Source organism: Mesorhizobium sp. BR-1-1-10 (assembly GCF_020165595.1).
Classification (GTDB): domain Bacteria; phylum Pseudomonadota; class Alphaproteobacteria; order Rhizobiales; family Rhizobiaceae; genus Mesorhizobium; species Mesorhizobium australicum.
This window is the reverse complement of sequence record NZ_JAIUIL010000003.1, coordinates 374,349-394,008: the sequence shown is the minus strand read 5'-3', so window position 1 is coordinate 394,008 and position 19,660 is coordinate 374,349. Positions and strand designations below refer to the sequence as shown.

Sequence of the window (19,660 nt, the reverse complement as noted above, 5' to 3'; positions counted from 1 at the left end):
ACTCATAACGAATGTCAAACGAAATATCACACGCCTGTGAGAAGACCGTGAATTGCGTCAGCCAAGCGACGTCTCGATGAGCTGAACCTCGGCCTCCTGGCAGATCTTGCGCACGGACGGGATGTCGCAGCGATCGGTGATGAAGGTGTTGACCTGCGACAGATGGCCGATACGCACAGGCGCCGTGCGTTCGAACTTGGTCTGGTCGGAAACCAGGATGACGTGCCTGGCGTTGGCGATGATCGCTTGCGCCACCTTCACCTCGCGGAAATCAAAATCGAGCAGCGCGCCATCATGATCGATAGCCGAGGCGCCGATGACAGCGTAGTCGACCTTGAACTGCCTGATGAAATCGACCGCCGCCTCGCCGACAACACCCCCGTCGGAGCCGCGCACCACGCCGCCCGCAATCACCACCTCGATTGAGGGATAGATGCGCATCCTATTGGCAACATTGATGTTATTGGTGATGACCATCAGGCCGTCGTGATCGAGCAGTGCCTTGCTGACCGCCTCTGTCGTGGTGCCGATGTTGATGAACAGCGAGGCGTTGTCGGGGATCAGCCTGGCCGCCGCGCGGCCTATCGCTTCCTTCTCGTCGGCCGCGATCTTGCGCCTGGCTTCATACTCCATGTTCTCGATACCGGACGGGAACAAGGCGCCGCCATGGACACGCGAAAGCAGCCGCTGGTCGCACAAATCGTTGAGGTCCTTGCGTATGGTCTGCGGCGTCACGTTGAAATGCGTGGCCAGGTCATCGACCAGCACGCGGCCGTTGTCCTTGGCCATCTGGATGATCTCGGCATGGCGCGGCGACAGATACATAAGGCAAGCTCCCGTTTTCGTTTTTCTTGCTTATAATAGAAAACGAAACCGATGAAAAGGTGCAAGCCGGCTAACGAAATCTGATGATTGTACGGGTGAACCTCGGTGCCACCTTCATCCAGCCTTTTCAGGCCGTGGCACGCGCAATTTCGGTAATGGCGGTGAAAGCGGCATCGACGTCTCCCGCCGTCGCGTCGAACTGGCCGACCTGGAAGCGGATCGCCACCTTTCCATCGACCTTCGTTTGCGTCAGGTAGATGCGGCCATCGTCGTTGATCGCATTGACGAGCCGCAGATTGTGCTCGTCGGCATCGGCGCCCGAGGCAGCCTTGTGCCGGAACGAAAACAGCGACAGCATCGGCTCGGTGACGATCTCGAAATCCACCTCCCCTGCCAGCCGAGCGGCAAGGCCCTCGCTCCAGGCGACATGGTTGCGGATCATGGTTCGCAGGTTTTCCAGTCCATGCGCGCGCAGCAGAAACCAAAGCTTCAGCGCCCGGAAGCGCCGACCGAGCGGCACCGACCATTCGGAATAGTTGATGATGCCGTCGCGGCCATGTGTCTTGAGGAATTCGGGCTTGATGGCCAGCGTACGAACGAGGTCCTCGGGCTGGCGAATGAACTGCATCGAGCAGTCGAATTGCGCGCCTAGCCATTTATGGGGATTGAAGACGATGGAATCCGCCAGTTCGGCGCCGGCCCAGAAATGCCGGTACTCCGGGCAGATCATCGCCGACCCGGCCCAGGCGGCATCGACATGCAGATAGAGCCCATGCCGACCGGCGACCGCCGCAACTGCTGCAATATCGTCCGTCCCCCCGGTGCTGGTGCCGCCGACGCTGGCGATGATGCCGGCGGGCAACATGCCGGCCACGCGGTCGGCGACGATTGCCGCGTCGAGTGCGGCCGCATCCATGGCGCGAAAACGGCCGGCGACCGGAATGCGCACGAGATTGTCCTCGCCTATGCCTGACACCCAGATCGCCCGATCGATCGAAGTGTGCACCTGGTCGGAGGAATAGACGCGCAATCGGCCCTGCCCGGCCAATCCTTTTTTGTTGCCTTGCCAGTCCAGCGCCCGCTCGCGCATCGTCAACACCGCGTTGAGTGTCGCCGACGAGGCCGAATCCTGGATAACGCCGGAGAATCCTTCCGGCAGGCCGAGCGCCTGGCGCATCCAGTCGATGGTCCGCATTTCAAGCTCGGTCGCCGCCGGCGAGGTCTGCCAGAGCATGCATTGCGCGGCCATCGCCGACACCAGATATTCAGCCACCACCGAGACCGGCGCCGCGTTGGCCGGGAAATAGGCGAAGAAGCGCGGGTGCTGCCAATGCGTCATCCCCGGCACGATCTTCTCTTGGAAATCGGCGAAAATCCTGTCCATCGACTCCGCGTCTTCGGGCGGCGACGCCTCGATGCTCCTGAAAATGTCGCCCGGCTCGATCAGCGGCCGCACCGGCCGCTCACGCAAATTGTTGCGATAGTCGGCGCCCCAATCAGCGGCGCGTTGCGACCATTGCCGGAAATCATCATTGTTCATCTTGTCCTCCCGACAGGTCATTCGCTGCCGGTGGTAGCCGCCGGCTCCTCAAGATCGGATATTAGTCACCATGTGAAATATTTGAAGCCGCCGACGGGCGCGAGATATGCGGACTAGCCAGGAAAATCCGGCAGGCTGGCGAAGGCCGTCTTCAGCGCATTCGACCATCCATCGGAGATCGTGCGGTAATACTGGTCGTCCTGGCCGATCCGCTTTTTAAGGCCGACCTGAAAGGCGTCCTGCTCCAGGAAAAGCAGGTCGAGCGGCAGGCCGACCGACAGGTTCGACTTCAGCGTCGAATCGAACGACACCAGAAGCAGTTTCACCGTCTCGGCCAGGCTCATCGTCTTTTCGTAGGCGCGAATGATGATCGGCTTGCCGTACTTGGTTTCTCCGATCTGGAAGAACGGCGTGTCCTCGGTCGACTCAATGAAATTGCCTTCGGGGTAGATCATGAACAGGCGTGGCGGGCTGCCCTTGATCTGCCCGCCCAGGATGAAGGAAGCATTGAAATAGGAATCAGCCTTCTCGCCGGCGGGCGACGATTGCGCGATCACTTCCTTCACCGTGTCGCCGAGCAGCCGCACCGTCTGGTACATGGATGGCGTCTCGAGCAGCTTCTCATGACGGTCGGTCACCGCCTTTGTGCGTTCGTCGAGCAGGCTGACCACGGCCTGTGTCGTCGCCAGGTTGCCAGCCGACATCAGCACGATGACGCGCTCGCCCGGCTGTTCCCAGACATGCATCTTCTTGAAGGTCGAGATCGAATCCATACCGGCATTGGTGCGCGTGTCCGACATGAACACGAGCCCGCGATCGATCTTGAGGCCGACGCAATAGGTCATGGAATCTCTTAAGGCGGTAATCCCTGGGGGATTACTGCTCTACCGTGACGGTGACCGCAAGCAGTTCTTCCGCCTGTCCCAGTCGAATTCCCGACACAGGCGAAGCGTCACGGTAGTCGCGGCCGGTGGCCACCTTCACATAGCGTTCGTCGGGAGAAATACCGTTGGCGGGATCGAAGGCAACCCAGCCGAGGCCCGCGACATGCGCTTCTGCCCAGGCGTGGCTTGCTGCCTGCTCCACTGCATCCATCATCAGATAGCCGCTGACATAACGGGCCGGAAATCCCATGGCGCGCGCCGCGGCGGCAAAGATGTGGCTATGGTCCTGGCAGACTCCGGTTTTCAGTACCAAAGCTTCCTCGGCCGAGGTCGTCGCATTGGTTGTTCCCGGCGTGTAGGCGACGCGCTCGCCAATGGCGGCCATCAGCCGGTGCAGCCTGTCAAGGTCGGTGCCCTTGCCGACCGCCTCGGTAAGATCACGGATGCCGCCGCCTATCATGGTCAAAGCGGTCTCCTGCGCGAACAACCAGAGTGGCGCGAAGCCTTGATGAGGCCCGCAAACACCCGATGTATCGCGCGTCACCACCTCGCCCAACGCTTCGACTGTGATGAAGTCGTGGTCACCCTCGACGCTCAACAGCCTGTTGTCGTTGCCGTAATGATCGGTAAATCGCACTTCCTCGCGCGCACCCTCGACCTTCAGCGCCCAGGACAGCACGGTCTGAGTCGGCCCGCTCACGGGAAGCAGCCGCAGCCTCTGGAGCAAATACTGCACCGGTGCGTCGTAGCGGTACTCAGTCCGGTGCGTTATTTTCAGCCGCATGGCCATCTTCCGTTCGCGTGCATGATCTCTAGCGAAAAACGACATCCACTTCCCGGCATCATGCTCAATAAAACCTGTAGTCCTGCGCGATCTCGTCGCCGAGCCTGGTGTTGTCGCGAATGAACCCGGCCAGGAACTCGTGCAGCCCGGCATCGAATATGTCCTTGATCGATCCTGCTTGCAGCATTGCCTGCGTGTTTTGCGCCGTCGCATGGCAGGCATGGCGCTCGCCATAGTCGTCGCCCAGGAACTTCAGATGCTCTGCCAGGAAGCGATAGCAGAAGGTCAGCGATCGCGGCATGCGGACGTTGAGAATCAGGTAGTCGGCGATGTTGGTCGGCTTATAGTCGGCATCATAAACCCAGCGATACGAGCGATGCGCCGACACCGAGCGCAGGATCGATTCCCACTGATAGTTGTCGAGCGTCGAGCCGACCCAGGAGATCGACGGCAACAGCACGTAGTATTTCACGTCGAGGATGCGCGCGGTGTTGTCGGCGCGCTCGACATAGGTGCCGAGCTGCGAGAAATCGAAGATCTCGTTGCGCAGCATGGTGCCGTAAAACGAGCCGCGGATCAGCGCGGTCTCGCGCTTGATCGCGTCGAGCACGTTGGGCAGGTCGCGCTCATCGATCGGCCTCGCCAGCATCCGTTTCAGCGCCATCCAGGCTTCGTTGATGCTCTCCCATGTCTCGCGCGTCAGCGCGGTGCGCACCATGCGCGCATTGTTGCGGGCGGTCTCGATCGACGACATCGTGCTCGATGGGTTCGACGTGTCGCGCAAGAGGAAATCAGAGACATTGGCGGCGGTATAGTCCGGGTATTTCTGCTTGAAGGTGATATCGGAGCCGGCGCTGAGCAGCACCGAATTCCACTCCTCCGACGCGCTCTGGGTGCGAGTGAGCGCCATGCGCAGCCCGGCGTCGACCAGCCGCGCCATGTTTTCCGCCCGCTCAATATAGCGGTTCATCCAGTAGAGCCCGTTGGCGGTGCGGCCGAGAAGCATGGGAAGGCCCTTGGGCTAGTGAGTAGGGATTAGTGAGTAGTCAGTAGTAAATAGTTGAATCCATATGAGATATGACATGCGCTTTCCCTCTGTAGCTGACTACTCACTACTCACTACTTACTAATCGCTAATCCCTACTCGCTCAGCTCAATCATCCAGCACCCAGGTATCTTTCGTCCCGCCGCCCTGGGAAGAGTTCACCACCAGTGAGCCTTCCTTCAGCGCCACCCGCGTCAGCCCGCCGGGCACGATCTGGATGCGATCCGAGACCAGGACGTAGGGCCTGAGATCGACGTGGCGCGGCGCCAGCCCCTTTTCAGTCAGGATCGGACAGGTCGAGAGCGCGAGCGTCGGCTGGGCGATGTAATTAGACGGTTTGGCCTGCAGCTTCTTGGCGAAATCCTGACATTCCTTCTTGGTCGCCGCCGGGCCGACCAGCATGCCGTAGCCGCCGGAACCATGCACTTCCTTGATCACCAGTTCGTGGATGTGCTCGAGCACATATTTCAGGCTGTCCGGTTCCGAACAGCGCCAGGTCGGGATGTTGCCGAGGATCGCCTTGCGGCCGGTGTAGAATTCGACGATCTCGGGCATATAGGAATAGATCGCCTTGTCGTCGGCGATACCCGTGCCAGGCGCATTGGCGATGGTGATATTGCCGGCGCGATAGACATCCATGATGCCGGGTATGCCAAGCGCTGAATCCGGCCTGAAGGTCAGCGGATCGAGGAAGGAATCATCGACGCGGCGGTAAAGCACGTCGATCTGCTTGTAGCCTTCGGTGGTGCGCATCGCGACATGCCCGTCGACGACGCGCAGATCCTGGCCCTCCACAAGCTGCACACCCATCTGGTCGGCAAGGAAAGCGTGTTCGAAATAGGCGGAATTGAAACTGCCCGGCGTCAGCACCGCGATGGTCGGGGCACCGTTGGTGTTCTGTGGCCGCACGGCCGCCAGCGACTGGCGCAGCAGCTGCGGGTAGTTCTCCACTGGCCGCACCTTGATCTTCTGGAACAGCTCGGGGAACAGCTGCATCATCGTTTCGCGGTTCTCCAGCATGTAGGAGACACCGGACGGCGTGCGCGCATTGTCTTCCAGAACGTAGAACTCGTCCTCGCTGATGCGAACGATGTCGACGCCGATAATGTGGGTATAGACGCCGGCCGGCGGCCGCACGCCGATCATCTCCGGCAGGAAGGCCTCGTTCCTGGCGATGAGATCCCTTGGGACGCGGCCGGCGCGCAGGATTTCTTGGCGATGGTAGATGTCGTCGAGGAAGGCGTTCAGCGCCTGGACGCGCTGCTCGATGCCTTGCGTCAGGCGCCGCCACTCATTGCCTGAAATGATGCGAGGGACGATGTCGAACGGGATCAGCCGTTCGGAGGCTTCCTGTTCGCCATAGACGGCGAAGGTAATGCCCGTCTTGCGAAAGACGCGTTCGGCGTCCTGCATCTTCTCGGTAAGCCTGGCTGGATCCTGCTCCTTCAGCCAGCGATCGTAAGCCGAATACGGTCTTCTCAATCCGGAGACTCCCGGAAGCATTTCATCGAACGCTGCCAATCGCATACTCCCCTGTGAAGCCATTTCACTGGCGTCGTGGGAGAAAATCAAGCGCAATCGGTGATTTGGGGGAAGCGGACGATCAGTATGTTGCGGCTGCCCAAAATTAAGGCAGCCCAAATACAAGCTTGATCAGCCTTTGCCTCGTGCCCGGGCAACTGCCTCGCACTGTTAGAAGGCGCGGAAGGTGACGACGGTGAACGTGTCCTTGATGCCGGGAAGAATCTGCACCTTCTCGTTGACGAAATGGCCGACGTCTTCTTCGTCGTCGACATAGAATTTGGCGAGCAGATCGTAGTTGCCGGCGGTGGAGTAGATTTCCGAGGCGATCTCGGCGTCGGCAAGCGCGCTGGCAACCTCATAGGATTTGCCCAGCTCGCATTTGATCTGCACGAAAAACGCCTTCATGGCTTCGTCCCGCTAAACTTCCAGGTCCAAGCGGCCCTTCTGGCAGACTGGAGGCAGCCTTTCAAGCACTGGAATGCGCGCTTAGCCGGCGCGGGGTCCCGGCCACCCGCCTCGCGCGGCTCCGCAACCGGCATGCCGTGCTTGCAGAGCCTGCCGCCGATCACTAGCGCGGGCATGCCCCTGCAATATCGTTCGTGCATGGCTTCTGCACCGAGGCGCGACGAATATTGGCGGCCGCTGAAACCGTGAGGCGCCCTCGCACGTATGTTAGGATGTCTCCTGGAACTTCTGGAGGCGGTTCGAGGACGGTGGAGACAAGCCATGCGCCGCGGCTTTTTCGCATTCGCGTTCGTTTCGCTCATGCTGGCTTCCCAGGCGTCTGCCGGAGATGCCGAGATCAAGGCTGGTCAGGCCGTCATCGACAGTCAGTTGAAGGCCCTCATCGCCGATGACGGGGCCAAGGCCTACAGCTTTGCCGCCCCGAACGTGAAGCAGATATTCCCGACCGTCGATGCCTTCATGAATATGGTGACCAATGGCTACCCGCCTGTGCGCAAACCCCAGTCCTACGCTTTCGGTAAGGTCGAGCAGACTGGTCCCGGTTCTATCGTCCAGCAGGTACTGATCGTCGGCCCTGACGGCAAGGATTATGAGGCGGTCTACACGCTGCAGCAGCAGCCTGACGGCACATTCCAGATCACCGGCTGCAGCCTGCGGGCGTCGAACTCGCTCAGCACCTGAACGGGTTTACAGCGCCGGGATATCGCCCCTCGCCCAGCCCTCGGAAATCTCGGCCCCGCGCGTCTCGAAGGTGCCGGTTTCGATCGCGGCGCGGATCTCCTGCATCAGCTTCTGGTAGTAGGACAGGTTGTTCCAGGTCAGCAGCATCGCGCCGAGCGCCTCCTGCGAGCGCACCAGATGGTGCAGATAGGCACGCGAATAATCCCTGGCTGCCGGGCAGTCGCTCTCTTCATCGAGCGGGTGCGGATCGTCGGCATGGCGGGCGTTGCGCAGGTTGACCTTGCCGCGCCTCGTATAGGCCAGGCCGTGCCGGCCGGCGCGCGTCGGCATCACGCAATCGAACATGTCGATGCCGCGGGCAACCGATTTCAGGATATCGTCCGGGGTTCCCACGCCCATCAGATAGCGTGGCTTGTCGTCTGGCAGTTCGGGACAGGTGATGTCGAGCATGTCGAGCATCACCGCCTGCGGCTCGCCGACGGCCAAGCCGCCGACAGCATAGCCCTTGAGCTCCATCGCGCTCAGCGCCTGTGCCGAGCGAACCCTGAGCGCCGCGTTGTCACCACCCTGCACGATGCCGAACATCGCTTTGCCCGGCTGGTCGCCGAACGCCGTCTTGCAGCGCTCCGCCCAGCGCAGCGACAGCTCCATGGCGCGCTCGATCTCCTTGACCTCGGCCGGCAGCGCGGTGCATTCGTCGAGTTGCATCTGGATATCGGAATCGAGCAGACCTTGAATTTCGATCGAGCGTTCCGGCGACATCTCATAAGCCGCGCCATCGATGTGAGAGCGGAAGGTGACGCCCTTTTCCGTCAGCTTCCTCAGCTTCGACAGCGACATCACCTGAAAACCGCCGCTGTCGGTCAGGATCGGGTGCGGCCAGCGGGCGAATTCGTGCAGACCGCCGAGCCGCGCCACGCGCTCGGCCCCGGGCCGCAACATCAGGTGATAGGTGTTGCCCAGGATGATGTCGGCACCAACGCCGCGCACCTGGTCCATGTACATGGCTTTGACCGTGCCACCGGTGCCGACCGGCATGAAGGCCGGCGTGCGGATTTCGCCGCGCGGCATCTCGATCAGGCCGCGCCGCGCCTTGCCATCGGTCGCCAACACCCTGAAGGTGAAATTCTCAGCCATTGAATTCCTTGTCGAATACCGGCGCATCCGGCGCCTGCTCGTCGAGCGACTGACGGTACTGGATGCAGCCGCGCATGAATTTTGGCCAGGGCGGCACCGCGATTGACGGCTCGGTCTTTTCCGGCAGCAGGTCCCACAGATCGGGGTGATGCCAGCAGAGGTCATGACCTGATGTATCGCGGTGCGCGCGAATGCCGGCGCGCAGCCTTTTCACTTCCGCGATCAGCTTGTCGCGGTCGAAGGTCTGCAGATCATCGTCCATCGTTCTCCTCCCTGAACAAAAGACTGGCGTCTCCATAGGAATAGAACCTGTAACCGCTCTCGATGGCATGCGCATAGGCGGCACGCATCGTGTCGAGGCCACTGAAAGCCGAGACCAGCATGAACAGCGTCGAGCGCGGCAGATGGAAGTTGGTCATCAGCATGTCGGCCGTGCGAAAGCGGTAGCCGGGCGTGATGAAGATGTCGGTCGGTCCGGACCACGGCGCCAGCGTGCCGTCTTCACGCGCCGCACTCTCGAGCAGGCGCAGCGAGGTCGTACCGACGGCAATGACGCGCCCGCCCCTCGCCTTCGCCGCATTGAGCGCATCGGCGGTCGCCTGGCTGACCGAGCCGATCTCGGCATGCATCTTATGGTCCGCGGTATCGTCCGCCTTGACCGGCAGGAACGTACCGGCGCCCACATGCAAGGTGACGAAGCGGCGTTCGACCCCTTTGGCGTCCAGCGCCGCGAAAAGCGCCGGCGTGAAGTGCAGGCCCGCGGTGGGCGCCGCTACCGCGCCTTCTTCCCGGGCATAGATGGTCTGGTAGTCGGCACGATCGCGCTCGTCGTCATCGCGCTTCGAGGCGATGTAGGGCGGTAGTGGAATGTGGCCGACCGCGTGCAGCGCTTCGTCGAGGAAAGGACCGGATAGATCAAAGCCGAGCAGCGCTTCGCCGCCCTCGCCTTTTTCGATCACGGTGGCGTCGAGCTGGCCGAGGAAACAGGAATTGCCGTCATGGCCGAAATGGATGCGGTCGCCGGCGGCAATGCGCTTGCCCGGCCGCATGAAGGCCAGCCAGCGGTCCGGCGCCATGCGCATGTGCAGCGTGGCCTCGACTTGCGACTGTGCTTCGCCGCGCCGCCTGATGCCTTTCAACTGCGCCGGAATGACCTTGGTGTCGTTGAAAACCAGCACGTCGCCGGCGCGGAGCAAGGATGGCAGGTCGCCAACCGTCCTGTCCTCCAGCCCCTTGCCTGGCTTGACCACCAGCATTTTGGCGCTGTCGCGCGGTTCTGCCGGGCGAAGCGCGATGCGCTCCTCCGGCAGGTCGAAGTCAAAGAGGTCGACACGCATTGGGACTCAAAACAGCCGAACGAGCAGCGCTCCGGCCAGCAGAAGCACCGCGCCGGCGACGCGGCCGAGCGAGATTTCACGCACGGCGACCCCAAGGAAGCCGACGCGGTCGATGAGCATACCCGCGAGCAGCTGGCCGGCCACCAGGAACGCCATCAGGGCGGCCGCGCCGATGCGCGGCGTCAGGATCGTCGAAAGCGTGACATAGAAGCCGCCAAGCATGCCGCCGGCGACAAACAACCAGGGCGCGGGCGCCTTCCAGTCGAGCGAGATGCCTTGCAGCTTCACCACCGTGACGGAGATGATGCCAAGCACGATCGCGCCCGACAGGAACGAAAACGCTGCCGCCGCGACCGGGAGACCCAAGCCGCGCGCAAGCTGCGAATTGATCGGCGCCTGGATGGCAATGAAGGCGCCGGACAGGATGCCGAGAAGCGACCATACGACGCCCATCATTGTCGTTTGTCCTTACTTGACGTCGGCCGCGACCTTTAGGGACACGATCTTGTCGGGATCCTGCACCGGCTCGCCGCGCTTGATCTTGTCGACATTGTCCATGCCCTCGATGACCTGGCCCCAGACCGTGTACTGGCGGTTGAGGAACGCGGCGTCGTCGAAGCAGATGAAGAACTGCGAATTGGCCGAGTTCGGGTTCTGCGAACGAGCCATCGAGCAGGTGCCGCGGCCGTGGTTCGCGTTGGAGAACTCGGCCTTCAGGTCAGGCTTTTCCGAGCCGCCCATGCCGGCGCGAGACGGCGCGAAGCTGGGCTTGCTGGAATTGCCGAATTTCACGTCGCCGGTCTGCGCCATGAAGCCTTCGATGACGCGGTGGAAGACGACGCCGTCATAGGCGCCTTCACGCGCCAATTCCTTGATGCGGGCGACATGGCCAGGAGCCAAATCGGGAAACAGTTCGATGACGACCTTGCCCTTGGTCGTTTCCATGATGAGCGCGTTCTCGCGGTCCTTGATCTCAGCCATGTCAGATATCCTTTTGTAAAAATGAAACTATTTGTCGGCGGCGATGCGCACTTTGATCATCCGGTCGGGATCGGTGACCGTGCCATTGTCCGCCTCGTCGCCCTTCTTGATCTTGTCCACCAGGTCCATGCCGCTGACGACATTGCCGACGATCGTATACTGGCCATCGAGCGGCGGCGCCGGTGCGAACATGATGAAGAACTGCGAATTGGCGGAGTTCGGATCCTGCGAACGGGCCATGCCGACCACGCCGCGCTTGTAATGCTCGGCCTGCGAGAACTCGGCAGGCAGGTCGGGCAGGTCGGAGCCGCCGGTGCCGACGGCCTGGGCATTGAAACCCTTATTCATGTTGCCGAACTTGACGTCGCCGGTCTGCGCCATGAAGCCGTCGATGACACGGTGGAATGCGACATTGTCGTAGGCATGGTCACGCACCAGCTTCTTGATCTGCGCGACATGCTTGGGCGCCAGATCGGGGCGCAGCGCGATGGTCACGTCGCCATCTTTCAGCGTGATGATCATCGTGTTTTCCGGATCTGCGGCATAGGCCGAGACCGATGCGGTCACGAGACCGGCGAGCACAACAAGGAATGAGGCGAGCCTTTTGAGCTGCATGAGGGTTCTCCGAGCTTATTTCGCGAATTTTGCGGTGAGCGCGCCGGCCACGGCCGCCGGCACGAAGGGGCGGATGTCGCCGCCCATTGAGGCTATCTGGCGCACAAGTGTGGCGGTAATGGTGCGCACCGACGGGCTGGCGGGCAGGAAAACCGTCTGCAATTCAGGCGCCATGGTTTCGTTCATGCCGGCCATCTGCATTTCGTAGTCGAGGTCGGTGCCGTCGCGCAGACCGCGGATCATGATCGAGGCGCCTTCTCTCCTGGCCGCATCGATCACCAGCCCATCGAAGGCAACCACCTTGATGCGGGCGCCATCGCAGCCGAATTCGGCTTTCGCGGCGGCTTCGATCAACTGCACCCGATCCTCGAACGAAAACAGCGGCTTCTTGCCCGGATGAATGCCGATCGCGGCATAAACAATGTCGGCAACCGCCAGCGACGCTTTCAGCACATCGAGATGGCCGTTGGTCAGCGGGTCGAAGGAGCCGGCATAAAGGGCGATGCGTTCGGTCATGGCGGAGCTTCTAGCGAGCCTCTATCACAAAGGCAAATCCGATTGGCAGGCGGCCCATGAACCTTTTCCGGCACATGAACGACAGATGAACACGCTGATCACGAAGCCTTCACGCAGCGTTCACTAGGCTGCACCCTTAATAAGATGAAACCAAAGTCCCATATCTCCGTTGTAAGGCGCAGGAGAACACGCACATGCTGATCTACATGCTCGCCACCGCAATGACCGTTGCCATGCTGATCGCCACAGTATTCGGGCTGCATCAGGAAGCGCAGCGCATCCGCGTCAAAGCCACCACCAAACGCTTCGAAGGCTTTGGCCTGCGCAAGCCGTATCGCCACTACTAAGACAGTCCGCACTTGCTGCTGCGCCGGCCGACAGGCCGGCGTTGCTATATCAAACCTGCTCCAGGAACTATTCGGCGTTATCCGGACCGCTGGCAGTCGAATCCGGCTCCGCGCCACCCTCGACGGCCTCTTCCACTTCCTCGTCCGATTGCGGCTCCGAAATCCGCTCGACCGAAACCACCTTCTCACCTTCAGCCGTGTTGAAGATGGTCACGCCCTTGGTGGCGCGGCTAGCGAAACGGATGCCGTTGACGGGTACCCGGATGACGGTGCCGCCATCCGACACCAGCATGATCTGATCGTCATTGCCGACCGGGAAGGTTGCCACCAGCTGGCCGATTTCGGCTGCCTTGGACACGTCGGTGGCACGGATGCCCTTGCCGCCGCGGCCAGTCAGGCGGAAATCGTAGGACGACGAGCGCTTGCCGTATCCATATTCAGTCACCGTCAGCACGTACTGCTCATGCGCCTTGAGGAATTCGTAGCGGTCGTCTGGAAGCTCGGTCTCCTCGCCGATCTCCTCATTGGTGAGCGCGATCTCTTCTTCCTCTCCGGCTGTCTCGGCGGCAAGCCGCCGCTCCGACGCCGCCCGCTTGAGGTAAGCGGCGCGTTCCGCCGGTGAAGCATTGACATGCTCGATCACCGACATGGAGATGATGCGGTCGGTTTCAGCCATGGTTATGCCGCGAACGCCGACGGAATTGCGGCTCTGGAAGACGCGCACGTCGCCGACGGAGAAGCGAATGCACTGGCCCGAATTCGCCGTCAGAAGCACGTCGTCATTGTCGGTGCAGGTCTCGACGCCGAGAATTTCGTCGCCCTCCTCCTCCAGCTTCATGGCGATCTTGCCGTTGCGATTGACCTGGACGAAGTCGGACAATTTGTTGCGGCGCACGGTGCCGCGCGTCGTGGCGAACATCACGTCGAGATCGCCCCAGCTCGTCTCGTCCTCGGGCAGCGGCATGATGGTGGTGATGCGCTCGCCCTGCTCCAGCGGCAGCATGTTGATCAGCGCCTTGCCGCGTGACTGCGGGTTGCCGATCGGCAGCCGCCAGACCTTTTCCTTGTAGACGATGCCGCGCGAGGAGAAGAACAGCACCGGCGTGTGGGTGTTGGCCACGAACAGCCGGGTGACGAAATCCTCTTCCTTGGTCGACATGCCGGAGCGGCCCTTGCCGCCGCGGCGCTGCGCCCGATAGAGCGACAGCGGCACGCGCTTGATGTAGCCGGAATGGCTCACCGTCACGACCATGTCCTCGCGCTGGATCAGATCCTCATCTTCCATGTCCGCGCCGCCATCGGTGAGCTCGGTGCGGCGTGGCGTGCCGAATTCGTCGCGCACGGCGGCGAGCTCGTCCTTGACGATCTGCTGGATGCGCGCGCGCGACGACAGAATGTCGAGGTAGTCCTTGATCTCGTCGCCGATCGTATTCAACTCATCGGCGATTTCGTCGCGGCCAAGCGCGGTCAGGCGCTGCAGGCGCAGTTCGAGGATAGCGCGCGCCTGTTCCTCGGACAGATTGTAGGTGCCGTCCTCGTTGATACGATGGCGCGGATCGTCGATCAGGAGGATCAGCGATTCAACATCGCCCGAGGGCCAGCGCCGCTCCATCAACTGCTCGCGCGCCGTCTGCGGGTCCGCCGCGGTACGGATCAGCTTGATGACCTCGTCGATGTTGGCGACGGCGATGGCCAGGCCAACCAGCACATGGGCGCGGTCCCGCGCCTTGCGCAGCAGGAACTTCGTCCGCCGGCTGATCACCTCCTCGCGGAAGGTGACGAACGCCTTCAGCATGTCGGTCAGGTTCAGCAGTTCCGGCTTGCCGCCGTTCAGAGCCACCATATTGGCGCCGAAAGAGGTCTGCAGCGGCGTGAACCGGTAGAGCTGGTTGAGGACGACGTCGGCAACGGCGTCACGCTTGAGCTCGATGACGACGCGATAACCCTGGCGGTCGCTTTCGTCGCGGATATCGGAAATGCCCTCGACGCGCTTGTCGCGCACCAGTTCGGCCATCTTCTCGATCATCGAGGCCTTGTTCACCTGGTAGGGAACCTCGGTGATGATGATCGATTCGCGGTCATTGCCGCGCTGCTCTATGTTGACCTTGCCGCGCATGACGATGGAGCCGCGGCCGGTGGAATAGGCGCTGTAGATGCCGGAACGGCCAAGCACGATGCCGCCGGTCGGGAAATCGGGGCCCGGAATGATCTCCATCAGCGCCGGCAGGTCGATCGCCGGATTGTCGATGACGGCAATAGCGGCGTTGCAGACTTCACCGAGATTGTGCGGCGGGATGTTGGTGGCCATGCCGACGGCAATGCCGCCCGAACCGTTGACCAGCAGATTGGGAAAGCGCGCCGGCAGAACCTTAGGCTCGGTGTCCGAAGCATCATAAGTGTCCTGGAAATCGACGGTATCCTTGTCGATGTCCTCCAACAGCTCGTGCGCGACCTTGGTCAGGCGCGATTCGGTGTAGCGCATCGCCGCCGGCGGATCGCCGTCGATCGAACCGAAATTGCCCTGCCCGTCGATCAGCGGCACGCGCAACGACCAGTCCTGCGCCATGCGCACCAGGGCGTCATAGATCGAGGCGTCGCCATGCGGATGGTATTTACCCATCACGTCGGCGACGGGGCGCGCCGATTTCACATATTTGCGGTTCCAGTGATAGCCGCTCTCATGGGCGGCATAGAGGATGCGACGGTGCACCGGCTTCAGGCCGTCGCGCACATCGGGCAGCGCACGACTGACGATCACGCTCATGGCGTAATCGAGATAGGAGCGCTGCATCTCCTCGATGATGGATATCGGCTCGATGCCGCTAGGGCCGCCGTCTGTGCCGCGCGGTGTCTTCTGGTCGGTCAAATCGGATCACAATCTAATCAGGAATCACTCGCTGCTTATATAGGAAGCGAGGCCGAAACTCCAATGTCCGGGGCACTTTTCCAGTGTCAATTTTAGCGGTAATTTCAAGTGGATACCACTGATTGCGACGATATGGCCACGACCCTTTCGCCGCCAGCAAGGCAAAAGCCGGCAATGGACCGTTTTCCCCAGACGAACGCCCCGAGCGCGATCAATTGGAGCTCCTGGCAACTTTTCAGCGGCTGCCAACGCGCCCGGACCGATACCGGCCAGGCGTTTCGCCCATGACGCGCCGAAACCGGCGGTTGAAGGTCGACAGATCGTTGAAGCCGGCTTCGAAAGCAATTGCCGAGATGGCATCGTTGGACGTGCGCAATCGCACCGCCACACGATGCAATCGGGTCCTGAGCAGGTATTGATAGGGCGTCATGCCGGCAACCTGCCGGAAGGTGCGCAGGAAATGATAGGGACTGGTCGCGGTCTCATCCGCCAACGCTGGAAGCGAGACCGGTCCGTCGGCATCCAGTTCGATCCGCCTCACCGCCTCGGCAACCCTTTTCTGGTCGCGGCGGCTCGGATCGCGACTGGCGTGCCTTGCGCCTGAGATTGTCGCCACGGCGGCACCGGCGATGCGTAGGGCAACTTCCTCGAAGGCGCCTGCGTCGGCCATGTCGCGCGCGGCTTCCGCCTCGGCCAGCAGCGGTGCGATGGCGGGTAACGGCGGCAGGCGGGGCGTCTTGAAGGTGAGCTTCCCAGCGCCCGGTACGTCGGCGACGATCCGGTCCATATAGGCCGGCCCGAAATGGAAGGAGAGGCAACGGTCGCCGCTGCCATGCTCGTGCCCGCATTCGTAGCATGTGCCGGAATTGCCAAGCAGGAGGCTGCCTGGCGCGAGCATTGCGGTGCCTTGCTGTGCGCGATAGCGGAAGGTGCCACTGGTGACCGCCGCGACGCAAAAATCCCGATGGACTTCCTCGAACGGCCGATCGCCGGCGCTGGCCGTGCAGATCACATCCGCCACGTCCCAGCCAGGTCCGGACGCAAGGGTATTCGCGGTCGCCGTCATGGCTGAAATATAGCAATTTTTCCCAAGCCCAAAACCCCGCCGGCACCTATTGCTCGCGGTCTCCTGACAAGAAGAGGCCGCAGCCATGCCCGACCAATCCACATTTGCCGAAGCCTTGCACAGTCCCGGACCGATCGAAGGGCTTGCCGAAAAACTGAACCTTTACGGCCGCTTCGTCGGTGCCTGGACGTTTGACGCCGCGCGCCATCTCGAGGACGGCACGGTGCTGACCGGACGCGGCGAGGTGCACTTCGGCTGGGCGCTGGAAGGCCGCGCCATCCAGGACGTCTGGATCTTGCCCGCGCGTGACGCCGGCCCCTCGCCATCGCTTGGCAAATGGACCTTTTACGGCACGACGCTGCGGGTCTATGACCCCGGAATCGATGCCTGGCACATCTTCTGGAGCGACCCGCGCAACCAGTATTTCAGCCGTCAGCTCGGCCGCGCCGAAGGCGGCACGATCGTGCAGGTCGGCGCCGACGGCACTGGTTCCTCGGTACGCTGGAGCTTTTCGCGCATCACCGAGAATTCCTTCCGATGGCTCGGCGAGCGCTCGCATGACGGCGCGGACTGGCACCTCGAAGTCGAGTTCCTGGCGCGTCGTCAATCTGAAAGATGACCCCACAACCCTTGGTAACAATGGAGAAAACCATGTTCGATCATACTCGATCGGCGTTAGCGACGTCACTGCCTCCAAACGTTTCTACGATGCCGCGTTGAGGCCGCTCGGCTTCACTTGCGTCAGCCAATCGCCGGGTTCGCTCGGCTATGGTGTCCAGGCTGTCGCGCCCCAGGCTGTCGCGCTGTGGGTCAACGAGGCGGCGCGCCCGGTGCCGGCGGACGAAAGATCCGGCCTGCATTTCTGCTTCGCCGCGCCGACACGGGATAGCGTCGGTGCCTTTCATGCCGGGGCGTTGCGCGAAGGCGGCAGCGACAATGGCGGACCGGGCCTGCGCGCCGACTATGGCGAGAACTATTACGCGGCCTTCGTCGTCGATCCGGACGGCTATCGCCTGGAGGCCTATTGCGGCGCTGCCGCCTAACCTGCGGTTCTGACTGTTCCCACCGACCGGGCTTTGCTCTACCAATGTGGGTACGGGCTTGGCCCGGCGGGAGGGTCAGCGATGCCGAGTTTCGACAGCCTGTTCAATGCCTTCGTCACCATTCTCGTGACCATCGATCCGCCTGGGCTGGCGCCTCTGTTCCTCGCCGTGACACGCGGCATGAACCGCGAGGAGCGCAGCCAGGTTTCCGTGCGCGCCTCGGTCATCGGTTTTCTGGTGATGGCGCTGTTTGCGGTGGCCGGCGCATCGATCCTGTCGGTGTTCGGCATCACCTTGCCGGCGTTCCGTGTCGCCGGCGGATTCCTGCTGTTCTTCATCGCCTTTGAAATGGTGTTCGAGCGCCGGCAGGACCGCAAGGAAAAGATCGGCGACGTCGCCATCACCAAGGACATGATCCACAACATCGCCGCCTTCCCCCTGGCGATCCCGCTGATCGCCGGCCCCGGCGCGATTTCAGCGACGGTGCTGCTCTCAGGCTCGTTTCAGGGTTTTGCGGCGCAGGCGGCCCTGGTCGGCATCATTCTTGTCTGTCTCGTCATAACCTATCTGGTATTCGTGCTGTCGGAACGCATCGACCGCATCCTCGGCCAGACCGGCCGCTCGATCCTGACCCGCCTGCTCGGGGTTATCCTGGCGGCACTGGCCGTGCAGTTCGTGGCAGATGGCATCAAGGCGCTGATGGCCTCGTAGGCCGCTTATTCTGCGGTCGTATCGATGACTTCAAAGTCGTGGGTAATCGTCGCGGTCTTGGCCATCATGGCGGAGGCCGAGCAGTATTTTTCGATCGAAAGGTCGATTGCCCGCTTGACCTTGTCGCTGGACAGCGCCCGCCCCTTGACGATGAAATGCATATGGATGCGGGTGAACACTTTGGGATCGGTTTCGGAGCGGTCGGAATCGAGCTCGACCACGCAATCCTCGACGGCCTCGCGCCCCTTTTCGAGGATATGGACGACATCATAGGCCGAGCAGCCGCCGGTGCCGATCAGCACCAGTTCCATCGGGCTCGGTCCCGGCGTCTTGCCTTCCGGGCCTGACGCCGTGCCCAGCACGACCTTGTGGCCGCTGCTGGACTCGCCGACGAAGGTGCGCTCCTCGACCCATTTTACCCGTGCCTTCATCGCCAGTCCTCTTACGTCTCTGATCGCGCCAACGTCAGCTCAAAACCACCATGCAAAACCCCGAAAGTCCATGCGGACCCTCGGGGCATATCAAGTAAAGGCATTCGCTATTTGGTGCGGCTTTCGATCAGAACGGAATTTCGTCGTCCAGTTCGCGCGACGAACCACCGCCACCGCCGCCCCTGGGAGCGTTGCCGCCACCGCGGTTGAACCCTTCGTTCGGGCTCGACTGGCCGAAATCGGAACCACGGCTGCTGCCACCACCGCTGTAGCCGCCAACCTGACCGCCCTCACCCTGGCCACGCGCGTCGAGCATCTGCAACTCGCCGCGGAATTTCTGCAGCACGACTTCGGTCGTGTATTTGTCGGCACCGGTCTGGTCCTGCCATTTGCGCGTCTGCAGCTGGCCCTCGACATAAACCTTCATGCCCTTCTTCAGATACTGCTCCGCCACCTTGGCGATGCCCTCATTGAAGATGACGACGTTATGCCACTCGGTCTTTTCCTTGCGCTCGCCGGAATTCTTGTCGCGCCAGCTTTCCGACGTCGCGATGCGAATGTTGACGACCGGCTCGCCCGAGTTCAGGCGGCGGATTTCAGGGTCAGCGCCGAGATTGCCGACCAGAATGACCTTGTTGACGCTACCCGCCATGATATTTCTCCGCGCTATCCGAAACAAATTTTTGTCGCAGCACCTTACAGGCTACGCACGTCAGCCGCTTGCCAAGGCTGGCTTTTCCCACAAGGTTTTTGTTCCCTTTTCGTTCCTATATGCACTGCGGCCAATTGTCAAGGAATGGCAGCAATGCCGGAACGCCGCATATGGGTCTCAAAACAGCGCTTGCCAAATCGATAAGTATCG

General features: G+C 61.8%; 22 protein-coding genes and 1 pseudogene. 5 read left to right on the top strand and 18 right to left on the bottom strand.

Features of this window, described 5'->3' with window-relative positions:
• Positions 1-57 precede the first annotated feature (57 nt).
• The 7 genes from LB555_RS07760 to LB555_RS07730 all read right to left on the bottom strand — a co-directional run bounded on the left by LB555_RS07760 (position 58) and on the right by LB555_RS07730 (position 7,007).
• The gene (locus LB555_RS07760) at positions 58-825 is read right to left on the bottom strand and encodes a DeoR/GlpR family DNA-binding transcription regulator (RefSeq protein ID WP_015317731.1); all 768 of its coding nucleotides are present in this window, start codon (positions 823-825) and stop codon (positions 58-60) included.
• 127 nt (positions 826-952) lie between these two features.
• Positions 953-2,365, bottom strand: coding sequence for a pyridoxal phosphate-dependent decarboxylase family protein (locus LB555_RS07755; protein WP_015317730.1), 1,413 nt, complete (start codon positions 2,363-2,365; stop codon positions 953-955).
• Positions 2,366-2,478: 113 nt separating this feature from the next.
• Entirely contained in the window at positions 2,479-3,210 is a 732-nt protein-coding gene (locus tag LB555_RS07750) for a peptidase (protein ID WP_023773863.1), read from the bottom strand.
• Between the two features lie 31 nt (positions 3,211-3,241).
• Positions 3,242-4,033 carry a transglutaminase domain-containing protein gene (locus LB555_RS07745; protein ID WP_140664319.1) on the bottom strand — a complete coding sequence of 264 codons (792 nt, stop codon included), beginning with the start codon at positions 4,031-4,033 and terminating at the stop codon, positions 3,242-3,244.
• 64 nt (positions 4,034-4,097) lie between these two features.
• Positions 4,098-5,039, bottom strand: a complete 942-nt coding sequence (locus LB555_RS07740) for an alpha-E domain-containing protein (protein ID WP_140616333.1) — start codon at positions 5,037-5,039, stop codon at positions 4,098-4,100.
• 147 nt (positions 5,040-5,186) lie between these two features.
• The gene (locus tag LB555_RS07735; RefSeq protein WP_224682587.1) at positions 5,187-6,599 is read right to left on the bottom strand and encodes a circularly permuted type 2 ATP-grasp protein; all 1,413 of its coding nucleotides are present in this window, start codon (positions 6,597-6,599) and stop codon (positions 5,187-5,189) included.
• A 171-nt stretch (positions 6,600-6,770) separates the two neighbouring features.
• On the bottom strand, positions 6,771-7,007 hold the full coding sequence (locus tag LB555_RS07730; protein ID WP_010909609.1) for an Lrp/AsnC family transcriptional regulator: 237 nt from the start codon (positions 7,005-7,007) through the stop codon (positions 6,771-6,773).
• Positions 7,008-7,328: 321 nt separating this feature from the next.
• On the opposite strand from LB555_RS07730, the gene LB555_RS07725 reads away from it, so the two are divergent.
• On the top strand, positions 7,329-7,748 hold the full coding sequence (locus tag LB555_RS07725) for a DUF4864 domain-containing protein (RefSeq protein ID WP_224682586.1): 420 nt from the start codon (positions 7,329-7,331) through the stop codon (positions 7,746-7,748).
• Between the two features lie 6 nt (positions 7,749-7,754).
• On the opposite strand, the gene tgt is transcribed toward LB555_RS07725, so the two are convergent.
• The 7 genes from tgt to coaD form a co-directional block, all read right to left on the bottom strand.
• Positions 7,755-8,885, bottom strand: coding sequence for a tRNA guanosine(34) transglycosylase Tgt (tgt, locus tag LB555_RS07720; RefSeq protein WP_224682585.1), 1,131 nt, complete (start codon positions 8,883-8,885; stop codon positions 7,755-7,757).
• Positions 8,878-9,147, bottom strand: a complete 270-nt coding sequence (locus LB555_RS07715; RefSeq protein WP_015317723.1) for a hypothetical protein — start codon at positions 9,145-9,147, stop codon at positions 8,878-8,880. The genes tgt and LB555_RS07715 overlap by 8 nt, the downstream gene beginning before the upstream one ends.
• The gene (gene queA, locus LB555_RS07710) at positions 9,137-10,222 is read right to left on the bottom strand and encodes a tRNA preQ1(34) S-adenosylmethionine ribosyltransferase-isomerase QueA (RefSeq protein ID WP_015317722.1); all 1,086 of its coding nucleotides are present in this window, start codon (positions 10,220-10,222) and stop codon (positions 9,137-9,139) included. The genes LB555_RS07715 and queA overlap by 11 nt, the downstream gene beginning before the upstream one ends.
• 6 nt (positions 10,223-10,228) lie before the next feature.
• On the bottom strand, positions 10,229-10,678 hold the full coding sequence (locus tag LB555_RS07705; RefSeq protein ID WP_015317721.1) for a DMT family transporter: 450 nt from the start codon (positions 10,676-10,678) through the stop codon (positions 10,229-10,231).
• A 12-nt stretch (positions 10,679-10,690) separates the two neighbouring features.
• Complete coding sequence (locus LB555_RS07700; protein WP_015317720.1) at positions 10,691-11,203, bottom strand: peptidylprolyl isomerase; 513 nt, start codon at positions 11,201-11,203, stop codon at positions 10,691-10,693.
• 27 nt (positions 11,204-11,230) lie between these two features.
• Positions 11,231-11,725, bottom strand: a complete 495-nt coding sequence (locus tag LB555_RS07695; protein WP_411908818.1) for a peptidylprolyl isomerase — start codon at positions 11,723-11,725, stop codon at positions 11,231-11,233.
• A 108-nt stretch (positions 11,726-11,833) separates the two neighbouring features.
• The gene (gene coaD / locus LB555_RS07690) at positions 11,834-12,334 is read right to left on the bottom strand and encodes a pantetheine-phosphate adenylyltransferase (RefSeq protein WP_224682584.1); all 501 of its coding nucleotides are present in this window, start codon (positions 12,332-12,334) and stop codon (positions 11,834-11,836) included.
• A 194-nt stretch (positions 12,335-12,528) separates the two neighbouring features.
• Here coaD and LB555_RS07685 point away from each other — a divergent pair, with 194 nt between their 5' ends.
• The gene (locus LB555_RS07685) at positions 12,529-12,681 is read left to right on the top strand and encodes a hypothetical protein (RefSeq protein WP_015317717.1); all 153 of its coding nucleotides are present in this window, start codon (positions 12,529-12,531) and stop codon (positions 12,679-12,681) included.
• A 67-nt stretch (positions 12,682-12,748) separates the two neighbouring features.
• Here LB555_RS07685 and gyrA read toward each other — a convergent pair whose 3' ends face one another.
• Complete coding sequence (gene gyrA, locus LB555_RS07680; protein WP_224682583.1) at positions 12,749-15,547, bottom strand: DNA gyrase subunit A; 2,799 nt, start codon at positions 15,545-15,547, stop codon at positions 12,749-12,751.
• Between the two features lie 235 nt (positions 15,548-15,782).
• Positions 15,783-16,613, bottom strand: coding sequence for a helix-turn-helix transcriptional regulator (locus LB555_RS07675; RefSeq protein ID WP_224682582.1), 831 nt, complete (start codon positions 16,611-16,613; stop codon positions 15,783-15,785).
• 85 nt (positions 16,614-16,698) lie between these two features.
• Between LB555_RS07675 and LB555_RS07670 the strand changes: the two genes are divergently transcribed.
• The 3 genes and pseudogenes from LB555_RS07670 (at position 16,699) to LB555_RS07660 (ending at position 18,367) form a co-directional block, all read left to right on the top strand.
• Positions 16,699-17,232, top strand: coding sequence for a hypothetical protein (locus LB555_RS07670; RefSeq protein ID WP_224682581.1), 534 nt, complete (start codon positions 16,699-16,701; stop codon positions 17,230-17,232).
• Between the two features lie 32 nt (positions 17,233-17,264).
• Positions 17,265-17,656, top strand: a pseudogene (locus LB555_RS07665) (VOC family protein).
• A gap of 81 nt (positions 17,657-17,737) precedes the next feature.
• Positions 17,738-18,367 carry a MarC family protein gene (locus tag LB555_RS07660; RefSeq protein WP_015317712.1) on the top strand — a complete coding sequence of 210 codons (630 nt, stop codon included), beginning with the start codon at positions 17,738-17,740 and terminating at the stop codon, positions 18,365-18,367.
• Positions 18,368-18,372: 5 nt separating this feature from the next.
• Here the strand turns inward: LB555_RS07660 and LB555_RS07655 are convergent, their stop codons facing one another.
• The gene (locus LB555_RS07655; protein WP_140616314.1) at positions 18,373-18,798 is read right to left on the bottom strand and encodes an OsmC family protein; all 426 of its coding nucleotides are present in this window, start codon (positions 18,796-18,798) and stop codon (positions 18,373-18,375) included.
• A gap of 127 nt (positions 18,799-18,925) precedes the next feature.
• The gene (locus LB555_RS07650) at positions 18,926-19,450 is read right to left on the bottom strand and encodes a single-stranded DNA-binding protein (RefSeq protein WP_023773877.1); all 525 of its coding nucleotides are present in this window, start codon (positions 19,448-19,450) and stop codon (positions 18,926-18,928) included.
• Positions 19,451-19,660 lie beyond the last annotated feature (210 nt).

What these genes read in the sequence shown, in the direction of transcription:
- queA (WP_015317722.1), bottom strand. Translation starts at nt 10,222, where the DNA reads ATGCGTGTCGACCTCTTTGACTTCGACCTGCCGGAGGAGCGCATCGCG.
- LB555_RS07660 (WP_015317712.1), top strand. Translation starts at nt 17,738, where the DNA reads ATGCCGAGTTTCGACAGCCTGTTCAATGCCTTCGTCACCATTCTCGTG.
- LB555_RS07760 (WP_015317731.1), bottom strand. Translation starts at nt 825, where the DNA reads ATGTATCTGTCGCCGCGCCATGCCGAGATCATCCAGATGGCCAAGGAC.
- LB555_RS07655 (WP_140616314.1), bottom strand. Translation starts at nt 18,798, where the DNA reads ATGAAGGCACGGGTAAAATGGGTCGAGGAGCGCACCTTCGTCGGCGAG.
- tgt (WP_224682585.1), bottom strand. Translation starts at nt 8,885, where the DNA reads ATGGCTGAGAATTTCACCTTCAGGGTGTTGGCGACCGATGGCAAGGCG.
- LB555_RS07755 (WP_015317730.1), bottom strand. Translation starts at nt 2,365, where the DNA reads ATGAACAATGATGATTTCCGGCAATGGTCGCAACGCGCCGCTGATTGG.
- LB555_RS07675 (WP_224682582.1), bottom strand. Translation starts at nt 16,613, where the DNA reads ATGACGGCGACCGCGAATACCCTTGCGTCCGGACCTGGCTGGGACGTG.
- LB555_RS07725 (WP_224682586.1), top strand. Translation starts at nt 7,329, where the DNA reads ATGCGCCGCGGCTTTTTCGCATTCGCGTTCGTTTCGCTCATGCTGGCT.
- LB555_RS07750 (WP_023773863.1), bottom strand. Translation starts at nt 3,210, where the DNA reads ATGACCTATTGCGTCGGCCTCAAGATCGATCGCGGGCTCGTGTTCATG.
- LB555_RS07670 (WP_224682581.1), top strand. Translation starts at nt 16,699, where the DNA reads ATGCCCGACCAATCCACATTTGCCGAAGCCTTGCACAGTCCCGGACCG.
- coaD (WP_224682584.1), bottom strand. Translation starts at nt 12,334, where the DNA reads ATGACCGAACGCATCGCCCTTTATGCCGGCTCCTTCGACCCGCTGACC.
- LB555_RS07650 (WP_023773877.1), bottom strand. Translation starts at nt 19,450, where the DNA reads ATGGCGGGTAGCGTCAACAAGGTCATTCTGGTCGGCAATCTCGGCGCT.
- LB555_RS07705 (WP_015317721.1), bottom strand. Translation starts at nt 10,678, where the DNA reads ATGATGGGCGTCGTATGGTCGCTTCTCGGCATCCTGTCCGGCGCCTTC.
- LB555_RS07700 (WP_015317720.1), bottom strand. Translation starts at nt 11,203, where the DNA reads ATGGCTGAGATCAAGGACCGCGAGAACGCGCTCATCATGGAAACGACC.
- LB555_RS07730 (WP_010909609.1), bottom strand. Translation starts at nt 7,007, where the DNA reads ATGAAGGCGTTTTTCGTGCAGATCAAATGCGAGCTGGGCAAATCCTAT.
- LB555_RS07685 (WP_015317717.1), top strand. Translation starts at nt 12,529, where the DNA reads ATGCTGATCTACATGCTCGCCACCGCAATGACCGTTGCCATGCTGATC.
- LB555_RS07695 (WP_411908818.1), bottom strand. Translation starts at nt 11,725, where the DNA reads ATGATCATCACGCTGAAAGATGGCGACGTGACCATCGCGCTGCGCCCC.
- LB555_RS07740 (WP_140616333.1), bottom strand. Translation starts at nt 5,039, where the DNA reads ATGCTTCTCGGCCGCACCGCCAACGGGCTCTACTGGATGAACCGCTAT.
- LB555_RS07715 (WP_015317723.1), bottom strand. Translation starts at nt 9,147, where the DNA reads ATGGACGATGATCTGCAGACCTTCGACCGCGACAAGCTGATCGCGGAA.
- LB555_RS07745 (WP_140664319.1), bottom strand. Translation starts at nt 4,033, where the DNA reads ATGCGGCTGAAAATAACGCACCGGACTGAGTACCGCTACGACGCACCG.